We start from the raw sequence: 15,449 nt of genomic DNA, 5'->3' as shown, positions 1-15,449 counted from the left end.
ATGGCTGCATTTAACGCCATTAAAAATGGACTAGCCTTAGTGCTAGTCTGTTTTTTGTTATCAAGCTGTGGCTTTCATTTAAAAAAAGCCTCTAGCCTGCCTGATAACTTAAAACAGCTAACACTTGTAGGCGATGACGAAAAATCGACTTTATTCACTGAGCTTAAAAAAGAGCTTAAAGCGAGTAACGTAGAGTTAGTATCGTCAGCTAAAGATAAAGCCCAATTGTATTTACGCAAAGAAAGCATTGAACGCCAAACACTTTCGCTGTTCCAAAACGGCCAAGTTGCTGAATATGAGCTCGCTTATGGCGTATCGTATGTAGTTAAACGCCCAGGTGAAAAAGCGATAGAAAAACGTTTTGAGCTTTATCGTAATTACCAAGATGATCCGGATCATGCATTAGCAAAAGCAAAAGAGCTTGAGCTACTTATTAGCGAAATTCGTGAGCAAGCCAGTCGTCGTATTGTTAGAGAGCTGTCGCAACTATAATGCGCTGCTACGCTAATCAACTACCGAGTGAATTAAATAAAGGGCTAAAGCCCTTTTATTTAGTATTTGGAGAAGAGCCTTTTCAAGAAGCGCAGTGCGTACAACAAATTCGCGACAGTGCTAAGCAACAAGGTTTTGATGAAGTAATTAAGTTTACTTTAATGCAAGGATTCGATTGGCAAGAAATTATAGCCCAGTACCAAAGTATGTCGCTGTTTAGCGCCCGCACTATTATTGAGCTTGATTTAAACCAACAAAAGCCAGGCGTTATTGGCAGCAACACCTTTAAAAAAGTAGTTGAGCTGGTTAATCCCGATACTATTTTAATTGTTAAAGGCGCTAAAGCCAGCCAAGAAGTACAACGTGGAGCATGGTTTAAAGCTCTTGATAAGCAAGGTGTATTTGTACCTTGCTACCCGCTTACGGGCTCTCATGTAAAACGATGGCTTGATGAGCAATGCCAACGTTTATCACTTAATATGCAAAGCGACGCCAAAGTAAGCTTAATAAATGCCACCGAAGGCAACTTGTTAGCCTGTTTTCAGGAACTTGAGAAGCTCTCGCTACTGCACGGCAATGCATTAATTACTCAGCAATTAGTAATGCAAGGTCTGTTAAACCAAGCCAAGTTTGATATTTTTGATTTAAGCGATGCGCTATTAAATGGCCACGCCAAACAAGCTATAAAAGTATTAAACAAACTTGCCAGCGATAACACCGAAGTGGTAAGTATTTTGTGGGCTATAACCAAAGAGCTTAATACACTTATAAGTGTGCAACTTGGTTTACTGAATGGCGAACCTATCGCTAATTTATTTAAACAAAAAGCAATTTGGAAAAACCAACAAGGTCCAGTTCAAAATGCTATTAACCGTTTAAACATGCACACACTAGAACAAATAAATAGTGATGTTGCGTTGTTTGATGCCAGTTACAAGCAAGGTAATTTAATTGCACCTTACCAAGCGCTTGCTCATATTTGTATTAAATTTTGCCAGCCGCTCAACATTCCTATGCCGTACCACGCGGTTAATTAATAAATAGCTAATGGGTGTAAAATGATCGCAATTTTTGGTGGCACTTTCGACCCAGTCCATTTAGGCCATCTAAATATGGCGCAGCAATGCGTAAATGCGTTTAATTTAAATACGCTTTATTTTATGCCCTGTGCATTACCTGCACATAAAGCAGCTCCGGGTATTAGTGCAGAGCACCGAATTAATATGCTCAACGCAGCTATTGCTCCTTATCCTCATTTTGAACTCGATTTAAGAGAACTTAATCGAACCGGTCCATCGTATTCGTTGCTGAGCTTACAAGAACTTCGTAAAGAGCACCCCACTACACCTATTTTATTTTTAATTGGTATGGACTCATTTAACAACCTAGATAAGTGGTTTGAGTGGAAGGCAATAACGCAGCTTTGCCATATTGTGGTGTACCAGCGCCCTGCTCAACATTGCACTGTAACAGGTGAGCTCAAAAGCTATATGCAACGCGCAAATGCCGGCGAAGTAGCGGCACTTAAACACTCACTTGCAGGTAAACTTTATTTTTTACCGGGCGAAATGCTCGATGCGGCCTCAAGCACCATTCGCGAACAACTGAAAAAAAGTAATAAAAAGAATGAACTATTGCCCGATGCAGTGAGTCATTACATAGAAGTGCATCAGCTCTATCAAATTGATGCTTAAAAACTCCTAGCGTGTTAAAATGCGCGCCATTAAATTTTTAAATTGAGACAAAACCTTGGATTCAAAACAACTACTCGCCTTTGCTATGGACAAAATTGACGATATGAAAGCGCGTGACATCGTTCATATTGACGTTACTGGAACATCAGATATCACAGATTACATGGTAATTTGTTCTGGTACTTCTAAACGCCACGTACAGTCAATTGCCGATCACTTAGCAAAAGAAGCGCGTCATGCAGATTCAGAGCCATTAGGTTATGAAGGTGAAGGCGACGGCGAATGGGCACTGGTTGATTTAGGTGATGTGGTTGTACACGTGATGCAAAACGAAGCACGTAGCTATTACGATCTAGAAAAACTGTGGGGCTAAACGCTCACTCATTTTAGACAATGCTTGGAAGTAATACGTGAAAATACAAATGATTGCTGTTGGTACTAAAATGCCAGCATGGGTAGAAACGGGATTTGCAGAATATCAGCGACGTTTCCCTAAAGATATGGCCCTAGAGTTAATTGAAATTCAAGCCGGAAAACGTGGTAAAAATGCAGATATAAAACGTATTTTACACATTGAAGGTGAAAAAACATTAGCGGCTATTCCAAAAGGCAATCGTATTGTAACGTTAGAGGTAACAGGGAAAGCGCTGGATACTCACCAACTTGCTAAAAATATGGAAAAATGGCAACTCGATGGCCGCGATGTAAGTTTACTTATTGGCGGACCTGAAGGACTTGCTCCAGAGTGCATTGCAGCTTCTGAGCAAAAATGGTCGTTATCTAATTTAACATTGCCGCACCCTTTGGTGCGTATAATTGTTGCAGAGAGCCTTTACCGAGGCTGGAGCTTAAATAACAACCATCCTTATCATCGCGAGTAACCCCTTGCCATGCTAAAACATAGACCCACTATTCGTGACCACTCCGCAGAAGCAAACTTATTTGCTAGGCGAGCATTCGTGGGTTTTGTTTTTGTATTAGGATTAGTCGCTGTATTACTTTCTAATCTTTATACTATTCAGGTAGAAGATCACCAAGACTACCAAACCCGCTCCAACGATAACCGCATTAAAGTTATTCCTATTGCACCCAACCGTGGTTTAATTTACGACCGTAACGGTGTGCTACTTGCTGAAAACAAACCTGTTTACAACCTTGAAGTCATCCCCGAAGAGGTAGATGACCTTGACGAATCGCTTGATCAAATAAGTAAAATAATTGCGATTACAGAGCAAGATAAACAAGACTTTTTAAAAGATATAAAACACACCCGTCGTTTTAAATCACAAGTATTAAAAGCCCGCTTAGACGAAACTGAAGTGGCGAAATTTTCGGTTAATCAACATAAATTCCCTGGTTTTAGTATTGAGGCACGTCTGGCTCGCTACTACCCATTTGGTGACACGCTAACGCATGCGCTTGGATATGTTGCCAAGCTTAATAGAAAAGAGCTAAACCAATTAGAACAAGAAGATCGTGCAACCAATTACCGTGCTACATATGATATTGGCAAGCTCGGATTAGAAAAATACTATGAAGAGACATTGCACGGTAAAGTGGGCTCACAACGGGTAGAAGTTAATAACCGTGGCCGTGTAATTCGCACTCTAAGCATGACCCAGCCACAACCTGGTAGCGATTTAGTGCTTACCTTAGACATTGGCTTGCAACAAATTGCACAGCATGGGCTTAAAGATATGCGTGGCGCTGTTGTAGTTATGGATGCAAAAGATGGTGGCGTGCTGGCACTTTATTCAAACCCAAGTTACGACCCAAATTTATTTGTACACGGCATTAGCAGCAAAAACTATAAAGCGTTACTTAACCAAGACCGTCCGTTAATAAACCGTACTACGCAAGGTCGTTATGCGCCTGCCTCTACGGTAAAGCCCTTAATGGCTGTATTAGCACTTGAAGAAAATATAGTAAATGAATCAACATCAATGTGGGATCCTGGTTTTTTTCAAATTCCAAATGTTGAACACAAATGGCGAGATTGGAAACGTTGGGGCCATGGTCATGTGGATGTATACAAGGCGATTGAAGAGTCGTGCGATACCTATTTTTACGATGCGGCTTATCGATTAGGCATTACTAAAATCAGTGATTTTATGGCCCGTTTTGGCTACGGCGATTTGTCAGGTATTGATATTCATGAAGAAACTACTGCTATTCTACCTTCAAAAGAATGGAAAGAAGGACGCTTTAAAGAGTCTTGGTGGCGTGGTGATACTATTTCGGTAGGTATTGGTCAAGGTTACTGGACTGCTACACCAATTCAAATTGCAAATGCGACTAACATATTAGTTAATCGTGGTATTAATCATCCACCTCATTTGGTGCAAGTAATAAAAAAAGATAGCGACATAACGCAAATTAACAACGAAGAAAAACCCCCTGTTATTTTAAAAGATCCACGCCATTGGCAGGTATCGTTAGATGCAATGCATAATACAGTTCAAAAAATATCAGGCACAGCGCACAAAGCATTTAAAGGCACTAACTACGACTCGGCTGGTAAAACGGGTACTGCACAGGTAGTTAGTATTGCCCAAGGTGAACGCTACGATGCAGAATCGCTTAAAGAGCGCCAGCGTGACAACACAATTTACGTAGGGTTTGCACCTTACAACGATCCTAAAATTGTGGTTTCTGTTGTATTAGAAAACAACCACGGTGGTATTCAAATTGCTCGCCAACTTATGGATTACTACTTTGCAGCCAATCCAGTTAATCTTGCAAGGAACGATACACCATGACCGCTTTGCACGATAAACGCTCTATTTGGATGCGTATGCATCTAGACCTACCACTGCTTATTGCATTACTCATAATGATGGCTGGTAGCATAATGGTTGTTTACAGCGCAAGCGGCCAAGACTCTTCAATGATGATTAGGCACATGACTCGTATGGGCGGTGCGGTTGTTGCTATGGTTGTTTTGGCCCAGTTTTCGCCTGCCACATTAAAGCGTTTAGTGATCCCACTTTATTGCGTTGGTTTATTAATGCTAGTGGGTGTACTTTTATTTGGCGTAAGCTCAAAAGGCGCACAGCGATGGCTCGATTTAGGGGTGACACGGTTTCAACCTGCAGAATTAATGAAGTTGGCAGTCCCGATGATGGTAGCTTGGTATATAGGGCGTAACCACTTACCTCCTCGGCCAATGCACTTAATTATTGGCTTTATGATCGTAATGCTCCCTACATTATTAATTAAAGAACAACCCGATTTAGGTACCGCTATACTTATTGCAAGTTCAGGTATATTTGTTTTGTTTTTGTCTGGATTAAGTTGGCGTTTAATCGGCTTTTTAAGCTCTATTGTAGCGCTTGCCGCATGGCCATTTTGGCACTACGGTATGCACGATTATCAAAAGCAGCGTGTACTCACCTTTTTAGACCCTGAGAGCGATCCGCTCGGTTCGGGTTATCATATTATTCAATCTAAAATTGCTATTGGCTCAGGCGGTATAGAAGGTAAAGGCTGGCTGCTTGGTACGCAATCGCAATTAGAATTTTTGCCAGAGCGCCACACCGACTTTATATTTTCGGTTTTAAGCGAAGAATTTGGTTTATTTGGCGTATGTGTTTTACTTAGTCTCTATTTATTTATTATTGGCCGTGGTTTATACATTGCTGTTAATGCACAAGATGCATTTGGTAAATTGCTCGCAGGCGCACTCACCCTCACCTTTTTTGTATACGTATTTGTAAACATAGGCATGGTATCGGGTTTATTACCTGTTGTAGGCGTACCTTTACCACTGATTAGTTATGGTGGTACATCGATGGTGACGTTAATGGCAGGATTTGGCATTATTATGTCAATCGCAACAGATAAAAGGATGCTTTTAAAATAATGCGACACACTAACCAGCTTATATTTACCACGTTATTAATTTTGCTTTTAAGTGCATGTAGTAGCGGCTCAAGTAGCCGTTATAGCATGCGCCATGATGCAGCACCACTTAGAGCCCCGACTACACTTGAGATGCAAGACGCGATAGTTACCGAAGTAACTAAAAGCGCCAGCGCTAGTCGCCCATATACAGTGCTTGGTAAAAGTTATTCACCCATGCTTGATGAAACAGGCTTTAGTGAAGAAGGCATTGCCTCTTGGTATGGTCGTAAATTTCATGGTTATCACACTTCAAATGGTGAAACGTATGATATGTTTGCCATGACCGCAGCGCATAAAACGCTGCCACTACCTAGCTTTGTTAAAGTAACCAATACAGCAAATGGTAAATCGGTAATCGTTCGCGTGAACGATCGGGGCCCGTTTCATGACGATAGAGTAATTGACCTTTCGTACGCAGCCGCTTATAAGCTTGGCTATTACACCCATGGTACAGCAAAGGTTAAGCTAGAAGCCGTTACGCTTGCGGGCGCAACTGCGCGTCAAACCTATATTCAGGTAGCTGCAGGTAGTACACTTGCTAATATTGAAGCGCTTGCCAGCACATTGCGAGAGCAATACAAATTACCAACAAATATCGTTCAAAAAGACGACATTTACAGACTGCATTTAGGGCCAATAAAAGATACCCCTCATGCAGACGAAGTATTAAAAAAATTAAAACAAAATCAATTTCAAAACGCGTTCTTGCTTTACACTCAGTAAGACTAATACCCAAACTACCCCAGGATGCTCGCATCTTGGGCTGGTTTGGGTATAAAATGGCGTAACGCGAATCTTTAACTTTAACCATTAATGAGTATGATGAAATCTATTAAACATAAAATCCTCAAAGGTGTATGCGGCCTAGTTTGTACAGCCGCCGTATTTTCAGCCAGCGCCCAAATTATTCCGGCACCACCTCAAGTTAATGCAAAAGGTTATTTTTTGGTCGACTTTACAACAGGTAAAGTTATTGCTGAAGGTGAAGCCGATACACAGCTAGCACCTGCAAGTTTAACTAAAATGATGACCAGTTATGTAATTGGTACTGAAATTAAAGCAGGTAATATTGCCACTACCGATATGGTAACGGTAAGCGAAAAAGCATGGGCTAAAAACTTCCCAGAATCTTCAAAGATGTTTATTGAAGTAGGTAAGCAAATTAGTGTTGATCAGCTTAACCACGGTATTATTATCCAATCAGGTAATGATGCATGTGTTGCAATGGCTGAGCATATTGCTGGAAGCGAAAGCGCATTTGCTGATTTAATGAATGCCCATGCTGCTAAATTAGGTATGAGCAACAGCCACTTTATCAACAGCCACGGCCTTGATACTGACGAGCACTTCACAACGCCTCGCGATATGGCGACACTTGGTGCTGCACTTATTCGTGATGTGCCAGATGAATATGCACTTTATAAGCAAAAATCGTTTACTTATAACGGCATTAAGCAATATAACCGTAACTCATTATTGTGGGACGAAAGCTTAGATGTTGACGGTATTAAAACTGGTCATACATCAGAAGCTGGCTACAGCCTAGTTACCTCAGCAACTAAAAACGATATGCGTTTAATTGCTGTTGTTATGGGTACTACCAGCGAACGAGCTCGTAAAGTAGAAAGTAAAAAACTACTTAACTATGGTTTTCGTTTTTATGAAACAATTACTCCGTACAAAGCAGGCGATAGCTTTGCAGAACAACGTATTTGGATGGGTAACAAAGAAAATGTATCTTTAGGTATTTTAGAAGATACACCGATTACTATCCCACGTGGTCAGCATAAAAACCTTAAAGCTAACTTTGAGCTAGATAACACACTTGAAGCACCACTTGCTAAAGGTACTAAAGTAGGTACGTTATTCTTACAACTAGAGGGCGAAGATATTGCTCAATACCCACTAGTAACACTTGAAGAAGTGGAAGAAGGCAGCTTCTTTAGCAAAATTTATGATTACTTACGTTTACAGATCATGCAGTAATTTATAGCTCCCCTATTAACTAGGGTAACTAATTTAAACGTCTCCACTGTGAGGCGTTTTTTTTTGCTTGAAAAATGTTAGAATGCGCCCCATATAAGCAAGACTGCTAATTGCCTATCTGTATTAAGCTTCGAGCTTGCATAGAGTCCACACTTTTGTATGAGGAGTCACCGTCGTGGTTCAACCTGTTAAAGATACTAAATTTGATGAGTACCTAGAGTACCCTTGCCCATTTACATTCAGAATAATGGGTTTAGCTAATGTAAACTTAACTGATCAAATTTTAGCTAAGTTACAACCAATAGCACCTGGCGATTACGCCCCTAAAGTAAAACCAAGCAGCAAAGGTAATTACGAGTCAGTAAGCCTTGTAGCAACGGTTACTAGTGGCAAACACATTGAAGAAATTTACAACGTGATCAGCAATATTGATGACGTACGCCACATGCTTTAAGCCATAGTTGGGATTTGTTGTGAACGAAAACACTTTGATCGTACGCCAACTGGGTCGTCAGCGTTATATGCCAATTTGGCAAAAAATGCAGGACTTTACCGACACCCGTGATGAAAATACGCCAGATGAAATTTGGCTTGTAGAGCACGAGAGTGTATTCACCCAAGGTCAGGCTGGTAAGGACGAACACTTACTGGCTCCTGGCGACATTGAGGTGATTAAAGTTGACCGTGGTGGACAAGTAACTTATCACGGCCCTGGCCAGCAAATGATGTATGTATTATTTAATCTACGTCGTTTAAAGATTGGTGTACGTGAACTGGTTACATGGCTTGAAGAGTGCATTATTGAATCACTCGCCGAGTATGGTATTGAAGCTTATGCTAAAGCTGATGCACCCGGTGTTTACGTTAACGACAGCAAAATTGCATCCCTTGGGTTAAGGGTTCGTCGTGGTTGCTCGTTTCATGGCTTAGCATTAAATGTTAACATGGACCTAAGTCCATTTTTACGCATTAACCCATGTGGTTATGCGGGCATGAATATGGTGCAAACTAAAGAATTAGATGGTCCTCAAAACCTAGAAAGTGCAGGTGAAGGATTGGTGAAACACATGATCAAGAAGCTTAATGCAACACAGGTTAAGCATACTGAAGGGTTTGAAAACTAATGAATAAACCAGTCAAAATGGAACCAGGTGTAAAACTACGCGACGCAGAAAAAATGGCGTTGATCCCAGTAAAAGTTTTACCTACAGAAAAAACTGAAATGTTGCGTAAGCCAGAATGGTTAAAAATTCGCTTACCTAAATCAACCGATCGCATTGACGGCATTAAAAAAGCGCTACGTAAGCATGGCTTACACTCGGTATGTGAAGAGGCTTCGTGCCCTAACCTATCTGAATGTTTTAACCACGGTACAGCTACCTTTATGATTTTAGGTGCTATTTGTACTCGTCGTTGCCCATTTTGTGATGTTGCCCATGGTCGCCCATTAAAACCTGATGCCACTGAACCTGAAAAGCTAGCACTTACTATTAAAGATATGAAGCTAAGCTACGTTGTAATCACTTCAGTTGATCGTGATGATTTACGTGATGGTGGTGCACAGCATTTTGCCGATTGTATTCGCGAGATTCGTAAACATAATCCAACTATCACTATCGAAATTTTAGTACCTGATTTTCGTGGTCGTATGGACCGCGCATTAGAGATATTAATCGAGACGCCACCAGATGTGTTTAACCACAATCTTGAAACTGCGCCACGTTTATACAAACTAGCTCGCCCAGGTGCTGACTACAAATGGTCATTAGAATTACTTCGTCGCTTTAAAGAAGCTCACCCAGAAGTTAAAACTAAATCAGGCTTAATGGTAGGTTTAGGTGAAGAAATTAGCGAAATTGAAGAAGTACTTCGCGATTTACGTGCACACAACGTTGACATGCTAACTGTAGGCCAATATCTACAACCTTCTAAGCATCACTTACCGGTTAAACGCTACGTGCCACCAGTAGAGTTTGACGGCTTAAAAGCGTATGCAGACGAAATTGGCTTTACTCACGCGGCTTCAGGTCCGTTTGTACGCTCAAGCTACCATGCTGATCAACAAGCAGCGGGCAAAGAAGTAAAATAACCACTTTTATCAAAGAATAAAAAAGCCGTTAATAATGCATAATTATTAACGGCTTTTTCATGCTAATTGATAAAATAGCTTACTGCGCTAACTTACCTCTTGTGATAGAAAAATCAGCAAACCTAACACGTTCTTCATCAACTCGAAGGCTGTCGGTTTCAACAATTGAGCGGTATATTCCCCACTTAGGACGAGAAAAATCATCATCATTAAAGCCGCGCCACATATCTATGTTTTGCTCGCTTATATTAAATATCTCTGCGTTGTCGCTTAAGCGCGTTAATGTCATATCAAGCTTACCACTTTCACTAAATGTAGCTTGTACGAATACCTCGACCCATTCATCTGTAATTAAAGACCAGTCGGTTTCAATTAAGTTTTTATCAAGACCCGTGCTGTTACCGTTTTCGTCAAAGCCTGCGCTATATCGAACCTGTAGTTGATTGCCTGTACTGTTTTTTTGCGCACCCGAGAGCGTAATAATAGGCTGATCGTCATTACCATTGGTGTTGTCGTTACTTTCGTTACGGGCTTTTATTTGAAAAAAATGGCTAAACTTACTCGTAAGCTCAAGCTCGCTACTTACTTTAAATTTCCAGCTGTATTGAAATGTCTCCCCCTCAAACGCCAGTGTTTCTTGTGGTGATTTATCGTAGGTTTTTATTTCGTTGCGTTGTCTGTCACTTGCACCTTTGTCTTTATCTTGGTCATCATCTCGGTGGGCTAAAAATACAAAATGGTTACCAATTATCGTATCGGTATCTTCGATAATATGGACAACACTTTCATGATTGCCAGCGTATAAGTCTGGAGATTCAATTGACCCTTCGCCGAATGCATTTTCAATAAGTGTGTATGCGTCAAGTCCCGAATCTACGCCATCTGATTGCAATAAAACGTGCGAGATGCTCTCAAAGCCATCAGCTTGAGTTATTGGTGCACCAACAATTGTTATGATAATTTGTGCGCCAGTACCATCTAAAGAGTTTACTGTTATTGTGTCTTGCAGTGTTTCATCTTCCCTTAAAGATGTTATTGAAGCATTTAAATCATCAAGTGTGTATGACCAATCTCCACCAGCATTTAAGCTAATAAAACCATAGCTTGTAGCGCTATTTTCTTGTGCTATAAAAGCAGCCTCACCGGATTGTTGATCCGTAATGGTTAATGAGCCTGTTATTGCATCATTACTATCACTAATAACTTCGCCTCGGCTATTACCACCAATTATTGCAGGTGTTTGTAAAGTAATCGCTTCATTATTTTGCACCGTAGAATCAGAGCCAGAGCTGCCACAACCAACAACTAAACAAGATAGAAGTGCGGGTGTAATTACATTACACAGTTTAAGATTATATTTAGGCATTGTTAGCTTTTTAGTTAATAGTAAGTTAATAAAACATAAACTTACCAATTAACTATGCAAATAACCACAACTCAATTACCAATTAACATGACCAATTTGATGGCAATCCATTTAAAATTATAAAAGCTATGTTTTTTCAGTGTGATACAAACAATTATTCCTATAGAACGTTTATTTATATATGTTTTAAAATAAAATTAGGTTAAAGCTGAGTTACTTGAGATAATTAGTACTGACATAATTATTTAGGTTCATTATGAAACTATTAGTTCGTAACTTGTCTCGTGCTACCACTGAGCATGAGCTTCGTACTTTATTTGCAGAGCACGGTAAAGTGACTACCTGCAACTTGGTACTTGATAAAGAAACTGGCCAATCTAAAGGCTTTGCCTTTTTAGAAATGCCAAACGACATAGAAAGTAAGAGCGCCATTAAAGCACTTAACCAATCTACTGTTGATAAAAGTAAGATCCGCGTAAAGCTTGCAGACGCATAAAGCTAACTGCAACTTATACTAAAAAACCAGCTAATGCTGGTTTTTTGCTTTTAGTGCCAAGTATTGTATTTAAGCTTTATATTTAGCTAAAAAAACTAAGCGGTTATTAAGCCGCTTTTTTTATACTTATAGTGCCCAATATTATAAAAGAAGCAGACAGCACAAAAAATGTCTCCTGCTCAGCTAATATTGCAGCAGCAAAAAATGCAATGCCACTAGCTATAAATAAATACCCACTTTTTTTACATTGGCTCATTATGTGCTCCTTTAGGTTGTTCGTTATTTATACACATTATAAAATCAATCTGCAATTGAATGAAAAGTTCTCTATAAAAATTCGACATCGCTGCGGTGCTTCCTTTATATTGAAAGCCTAATTAAATAACAATATGAAGACTATGGCATCTACTCTTTTAAAAAGCGCTAGCCTAAGCCTGCTAGTTGCACTCTTTGGCTGCTCAGAGCCTGCAAGCCAACAAACCCCATTAGAAAATACAGCCGGTGTAAGCCTTAGCAATATTAAACAGCATATTAAAACGCTAGCCTCTGATGACTTTCAAGGCCGAGGCCCACTTACTCATGGCGAAGTGAAAACAGTAGGCTACTTAAGCGAGCAATATAAAGCGCTGGGTTTAACCGGTGCTTATAAAGGTAAATACTTACAGCCTGTAAAAATGGCAATGGTGACAGCTAATCAGGACATGCAGTTAAAGGTAGGTGATTTGAGCTTTGAATCAGGCAAAGACTTTACCGCACGTACCGAGCAACTTCAGCCATTAATTGATGTAAGAAGCTCTGACGTTGTATTTGCGGGCTACGGTATTAATGCGCCAGAATATAGCTGGAATGACTATAAAAATATTGATGTAACTGGTAAAACAGTGGTTGTGCTAGTTAACGATCCAGGCTTTGCTACTCAAAACGATGCCCTTTTTACTGGCAATGCAATGACCTACTACGGTCGCTGGACTTATAAATATGAAGAAGCCGCTCGCCAAGGTGCAAAGGCTGTATTTATTGTTCATGAAACAGCACCTGCGGCATACCCTTGGGGCGTAGTTGAAAGTTCAAACACCGGCACTAAATACACGTTAATGGATAACAATTTAAACGCGTCTAAATTACCGGTTATGGGCTGGCTAACACTTGATGCGACTGAGAAAATGTTTAACGCCGCAAAGCTTAACTATCAAGATTTAAAACAAGCAGCATTAAATAATGACTTTAAAGCGACGCCACTTAACTTAAAAGCAAACCTAGCCTTTAAAAACGAAGTATCTCATGCAAAATCGCATAACGTAGTTGCACAAATTACAGGTAGCGAATCACCTGACGAATACGTTGTTATTAGCGCTCACTGGGACCACTTTGGTACTAAACAAACGGATACTGGCCCTAAGATTTATAACGGCGCAGTAGATAACGCTTCAGGCACTGCAGCCACGCTTGAAATAGCACGCATCATGAGCAAAATGAACAAGCAAAAACCATTTAAACGCTCAATTATTTTTGCTAACTTTACAGCAGAAGAAACGGGGTTAATTGGCTCTGAAGAATTTGCATCGGGTGCGGTTGTACCTACAAAAAAAATGGTCGGTCTATTAAATATTGATGGCATGAACGTGCTTGATGGCACTGACTACATTTTACAATACGGTAAAGATTTATCGACAATGGAAAACTATTTAGCAAAGGCTGCAAAATCACAAGGCCGTGTTGTTAAAATGGATCCTCGTCCGCAAAATGGCTTATTTTTTAGATCTGATCATTTCTCACTTTCTAAGCAAGGCGTGCCTAGTTTATTATTTATGAGCCTGGGCGATACCGATCCTGAGTACATTGCGCATAAGTACCATAAAGAAGCAGACGACTACTCTGCTGATTGGTCGTTAGGTGGTGTTAAGCAAGATATAGATCTTATTGTTGATATAGCCACTCAACTTGCAAACAATGGCGATTGGCCAAAGTGGACGAGCGAGTCTGACTTTAAAGCCAAACGCGCGCAAGATAAACAATAAATAACTATTAATAGTTATGTAATATAAAAATCCTCCTACTTGGAGGATTTTTGTTTTAAACGAGCCCGCATTAATAGCGTTTCGGCCTTTGCTCCTAAATAAACATAAATAGCTAGTGCAATTAAAAGCCCCACTACTGCAAGCATCATTGCTATTGCAGGCATTAAATACTCCGATTGCCCCAACGCCGCTTTAAACATAGTTAACAACGCCTCAATTGATATAGCAATTAACACGGTAGATATAAACCGTGTAATAGTGCGCCGCGTAGATGAGTGCCTAAAAATATCCTTATGCATAAGGATTTCTTCTTCGAGTATTGTTTTACCTAAATCGAATACTGCTAATGCTAGGGTGATGTAAATAATGATACTAAAGGGTTCAAGTGGGTCTGATGAGGTATCTACATGGGTTAATAGCGCGTATATATCATTAAAAACGATATTCAGTAAAAATAATACTAAGCAAAATAAGCACGCAACAATAATACCGTAACCCGCTTTAAAGTAAGGCGACATATTAGCGCGCGCAGTATCACCCATTACAAACTCAATAAGCTGCGTTAAGCTCACATCAACGACCAAGTAATGTTGATTATTAATTGGTTTTTTTAGTTCTTTAATCGCCGATATACATAAATGGTTAGTCGCTATAGAAATGTAGGGATCAGTAAAGCACACCCTATCACTTGTTTTAGCGTTCAAAAAATAGGGGCGCTCGCTTAAATCTTGTTGATTACCACTTTCACCTAGTTTTTTTCTATATGCCCGTTTAAAGCAGACATTATTACCCTGCTGCAAACCTTCTGCATTTAAACAATATTGTAATTCTAAAAATGGGTACTGCTTAATCAGGTAGCGGGTATCACGCTCCTTAGTTAACCCATCCTCAATACTCATCAAAATAGATTTAAGTAAGCTGTGTATTACATGCTCATATTCGTGGTAGCGCTCAACACTACTGATATAACTCATTCGCGCCATTTTAAATACTCATTAACCTAAGTTATAAATAGATTTGCAAGTTTAAAACCAATAATAAAACAACTTAATAATCAGTAACTTAATTAAATTAAAACTCGAGTTTTGCACTATTTTGGTGACTAAACAGTAATATATTAAGTTAAATGCACAAAAAAGCAGCTAAGTATTAATTACTTAGCTGCTTTGTGAGTATGACTGGTAAGGCTTTACGACTAACTTAAATATAGAGCCTGTTACTGAACCTTCGAAAACTCTTCTTTAGATAATTCGCCATTTCCATCTGCATCTAATTGATCAAAAAGCTGTACTAGTTGCGAGTTTACTTGGGCTTCTGTTTTACTAATTACGCCGTCGCCATCAGTATCAAAAGAATCAAAATCTACCGCAGCAAACGCCGCTGAAGAAGAAGCAAGGGCTACAAG

The 15,449-nt window shown here is 39.9% G+C and carries 17 protein-coding genes and 1 pseudogene; 14 read left to right on the top strand and 4 right to left on the bottom strand.

Annotation, left to right across the window (positions count from 1 at the left end; all coding sequences use genetic code 11):
- From lptE to lipA, 12 genes are all read left to right on the top strand, one after another.
- Complete coding sequence (gene lptE / locus GQR38_RS03285; RefSeq protein WP_010554703.1) at positions 1 to 492, top strand: LPS assembly lipoprotein LptE; 492 nt, start codon at positions 1 to 3, stop codon at positions 490 to 492.
- The gene (gene holA, locus GQR38_RS03280) at positions 492 to 1,529 is read left to right on the top strand and encodes a DNA polymerase III subunit delta (RefSeq protein WP_165721390.1); all 1,038 of its coding nucleotides are present in this window, start codon (positions 492 to 494) and stop codon (positions 1,527 to 1,529) included. The genes lptE and holA overlap by 1 nt, the downstream gene beginning before the upstream one ends.
- A 21-nt stretch (positions 1,530 to 1,550) precedes the next feature.
- Positions 1,551 to 2,186 carry a nicotinate-nucleotide adenylyltransferase gene (gene nadD / locus GQR38_RS03275; protein WP_165721389.1) on the top strand — a complete coding sequence of 212 codons (636 nt, stop codon included), beginning with the start codon at positions 1,551 to 1,553 and terminating at the stop codon, positions 2,184 to 2,186.
- A 55-nt stretch (positions 2,187 to 2,241) separates the two neighbouring features.
- Positions 2,242 to 2,559, top strand: coding sequence for a ribosome silencing factor (gene rsfS, locus GQR38_RS03270; RefSeq protein ID WP_007585564.1), 318 nt, complete (start codon positions 2,242 to 2,244; stop codon positions 2,557 to 2,559).
- Between the two features lie 37 nt (positions 2,560 to 2,596).
- Positions 2,597 to 3,067 carry a 23S rRNA (pseudouridine(1915)-N(3))-methyltransferase RlmH gene (gene rlmH / locus GQR38_RS03265; protein WP_007585562.1) on the top strand — a complete coding sequence of 157 codons (471 nt, stop codon included), beginning with the start codon at positions 2,597 to 2,599 and terminating at the stop codon, positions 3,065 to 3,067.
- A 9-nt stretch (positions 3,068 to 3,076) separates the two neighbouring features.
- The gene (gene mrdA / locus GQR38_RS03260; protein WP_033012431.1) at positions 3,077 to 4,945 is read left to right on the top strand and encodes a penicillin-binding protein 2; all 1,869 of its coding nucleotides are present in this window, start codon (positions 3,077 to 3,079) and stop codon (positions 4,943 to 4,945) included.
- A complete protein-coding gene (gene rodA / locus GQR38_RS03255; protein WP_007585558.1) occupies positions 4,942 to 6,048 on the top strand; it encodes a rod shape-determining protein RodA in 1,107 nt (368 codons plus the stop codon). Before mrdA ends, rodA begins: the two co-directional genes overlap by 4 nt.
- A complete protein-coding gene (locus GQR38_RS03250; RefSeq protein WP_165721388.1) occupies positions 6,048 to 6,812 on the top strand; it encodes a septal ring lytic transglycosylase RlpA family protein in 765 nt (254 codons plus the stop codon). Before rodA ends, GQR38_RS03250 begins: the two co-directional genes overlap by 1 nt.
- A gap of 99 nt (positions 6,813 to 6,911) precedes the next feature.
- Positions 6,912 to 8,075, top strand: coding sequence for a serine hydrolase (locus GQR38_RS03245; RefSeq protein WP_010554697.1), 1,164 nt, complete (start codon positions 6,912 to 6,914; stop codon positions 8,073 to 8,075).
- A 175-nt stretch (positions 8,076 to 8,250) separates the two neighbouring features.
- The gene (gene ybeD, locus GQR38_RS03240; RefSeq protein WP_002958517.1) at positions 8,251 to 8,529 is read left to right on the top strand and encodes a DUF493 family protein YbeD; all 279 of its coding nucleotides are present in this window, start codon (positions 8,251 to 8,253) and stop codon (positions 8,527 to 8,529) included.
- Between the two features lie 19 nt (positions 8,530 to 8,548).
- Entirely contained in the window at positions 8,549 to 9,199 is a 651-nt protein-coding gene (lipB, locus tag GQR38_RS03235) for a lipoyl(octanoyl) transferase LipB (RefSeq protein WP_165721387.1), read from the top strand.
- Positions 9,199 to 10,164, top strand: coding sequence for a lipoyl synthase (gene lipA / locus GQR38_RS03230; protein WP_002958515.1), 966 nt, complete (start codon positions 9,199 to 9,201; stop codon positions 10,162 to 10,164). Before lipB ends, lipA begins: the two co-directional genes overlap by 1 nt.
- Positions 10,165 to 10,243: 79 nt before the next feature.
- Here lipA and GQR38_RS03225 read toward each other — a convergent pair whose 3' ends face one another.
- A complete protein-coding gene (locus tag GQR38_RS03225; RefSeq protein WP_165721386.1) occupies positions 10,244 to 11,530 on the bottom strand; it encodes a VCBS domain-containing protein in 1,287 nt (428 codons plus the stop codon).
- 256 nt (positions 11,531 to 11,786) lie between these two features.
- On the opposite strand from GQR38_RS03225, the gene GQR38_RS03220 reads away from it, so the two are divergent.
- A complete protein-coding gene (locus GQR38_RS03220) occupies positions 11,787 to 12,026 on the top strand; it encodes an RNA-binding protein (protein ID WP_007585551.1) in 240 nt (79 codons plus the stop codon).
- Positions 12,027 to 12,132: 106 nt separating this feature from the next.
- On the opposite strand, the gene GQR38_RS03215 is transcribed toward GQR38_RS03220, so the two are convergent.
- Positions 12,133 to 12,282, bottom strand: a complete 150-nt coding sequence (locus GQR38_RS03215) for a hypothetical protein (protein ID WP_007585545.1) — start codon at positions 12,280 to 12,282, stop codon at positions 12,133 to 12,135.
- A 142-nt stretch (positions 12,283 to 12,424) separates the two neighbouring features.
- Between GQR38_RS03215 and GQR38_RS03210 the strand changes: the two genes are divergently transcribed.
- Complete coding sequence (locus GQR38_RS03210; protein ID WP_165721385.1) at positions 12,425 to 14,044, top strand: M28 family metallopeptidase; 1,620 nt, start codon at positions 12,425 to 12,427, stop codon at positions 14,042 to 14,044.
- A gap of 35 nt (positions 14,045 to 14,079) precedes the next feature.
- On the opposite strand, the gene GQR38_RS03205 is transcribed toward GQR38_RS03210, so the two are convergent.
- On the bottom strand, positions 14,080 to 15,027 hold the full coding sequence (locus GQR38_RS03205) for an EAL-associated domain-containing protein (RefSeq protein WP_165721384.1): 948 nt from the start codon (positions 15,025 to 15,027) through the stop codon (positions 14,080 to 14,082).
- A 233-nt stretch (positions 15,028 to 15,260) separates the two neighbouring features.
- Positions 15,261 to 15,449, bottom strand: a pseudogene (locus tag GQR38_RS03200) (EF-hand domain-containing protein); the annotation flags it as partial.

This window comes from Pseudoalteromonas sp. c7(2019) (assembly GCF_011378625.1).
In the GTDB taxonomy this organism is placed as follows: domain Bacteria; phylum Pseudomonadota; class Gammaproteobacteria; order Enterobacterales; family Alteromonadaceae; genus Pseudoalteromonas; species Pseudoalteromonas arctica.
The sequence above is the reverse complement of the archived record's forward strand: the minus strand, read 5'-3'. Positions and strand labels throughout refer to the sequence as shown.

Excerpts from the sequence above, each read along its gene's own strand:
- lptE (WP_010554703.1), top strand. The coding sequence starts at position 1 with ATGGCTGCATTTAACGCCATTAAAAATGGACTAGCCTTAGTGCTAGTC.
- holA (WP_165721390.1), top strand. The coding sequence starts at position 492 with ATGCGCTGCTACGCTAATCAACTACCGAGTGAATTAAATAAAGGGCTA.
- nadD (WP_165721389.1), top strand. The coding sequence starts at position 1,551 with ATGATCGCAATTTTTGGTGGCACTTTCGACCCAGTCCATTTAGGCCAT.
- mrdA (WP_033012431.1), top strand. The coding sequence starts at position 3,077 with ATGCTAAAACATAGACCCACTATTCGTGACCACTCCGCAGAAGCAAAC.
- rodA (WP_007585558.1), top strand. The coding sequence starts at position 4,942 with ATGACCGCTTTGCACGATAAACGCTCTATTTGGATGCGTATGCATCTA.
- GQR38_RS03250 (WP_165721388.1), top strand. The coding sequence starts at position 6,048 with ATGCGACACACTAACCAGCTTATATTTACCACGTTATTAATTTTGCTT.
- GQR38_RS03245 (WP_010554697.1), top strand. The coding sequence starts at position 6,912 with ATGAAATCTATTAAACATAAAATCCTCAAAGGTGTATGCGGCCTAGTT.
- lipA (WP_002958515.1), top strand. The coding sequence starts at position 9,199 with ATGAATAAACCAGTCAAAATGGAACCAGGTGTAAAACTACGCGACGCA.
- GQR38_RS03225 (WP_165721386.1), bottom strand. The coding sequence starts at position 11,530 with ATGCCTAAATATAATCTTAAACTGTGTAATGTAATTACACCCGCACTT.
- GQR38_RS03220 (WP_007585551.1), top strand. The coding sequence starts at position 11,787 with ATGAAACTATTAGTTCGTAACTTGTCTCGTGCTACCACTGAGCATGAG.
- GQR38_RS03215 (WP_007585545.1), bottom strand. The coding sequence starts at position 12,282 with ATGAGCCAATGTAAAAAAAGTGGGTATTTATTTATAGCTAGTGGCATT.
- GQR38_RS03210 (WP_165721385.1), top strand. The coding sequence starts at position 12,425 with ATGGCATCTACTCTTTTAAAAAGCGCTAGCCTAAGCCTGCTAGTTGCA.
- GQR38_RS03205 (WP_165721384.1), bottom strand. The coding sequence starts at position 15,027 with ATGGCGCGAATGAGTTATATCAGTAGTGTTGAGCGCTACCACGAATAT.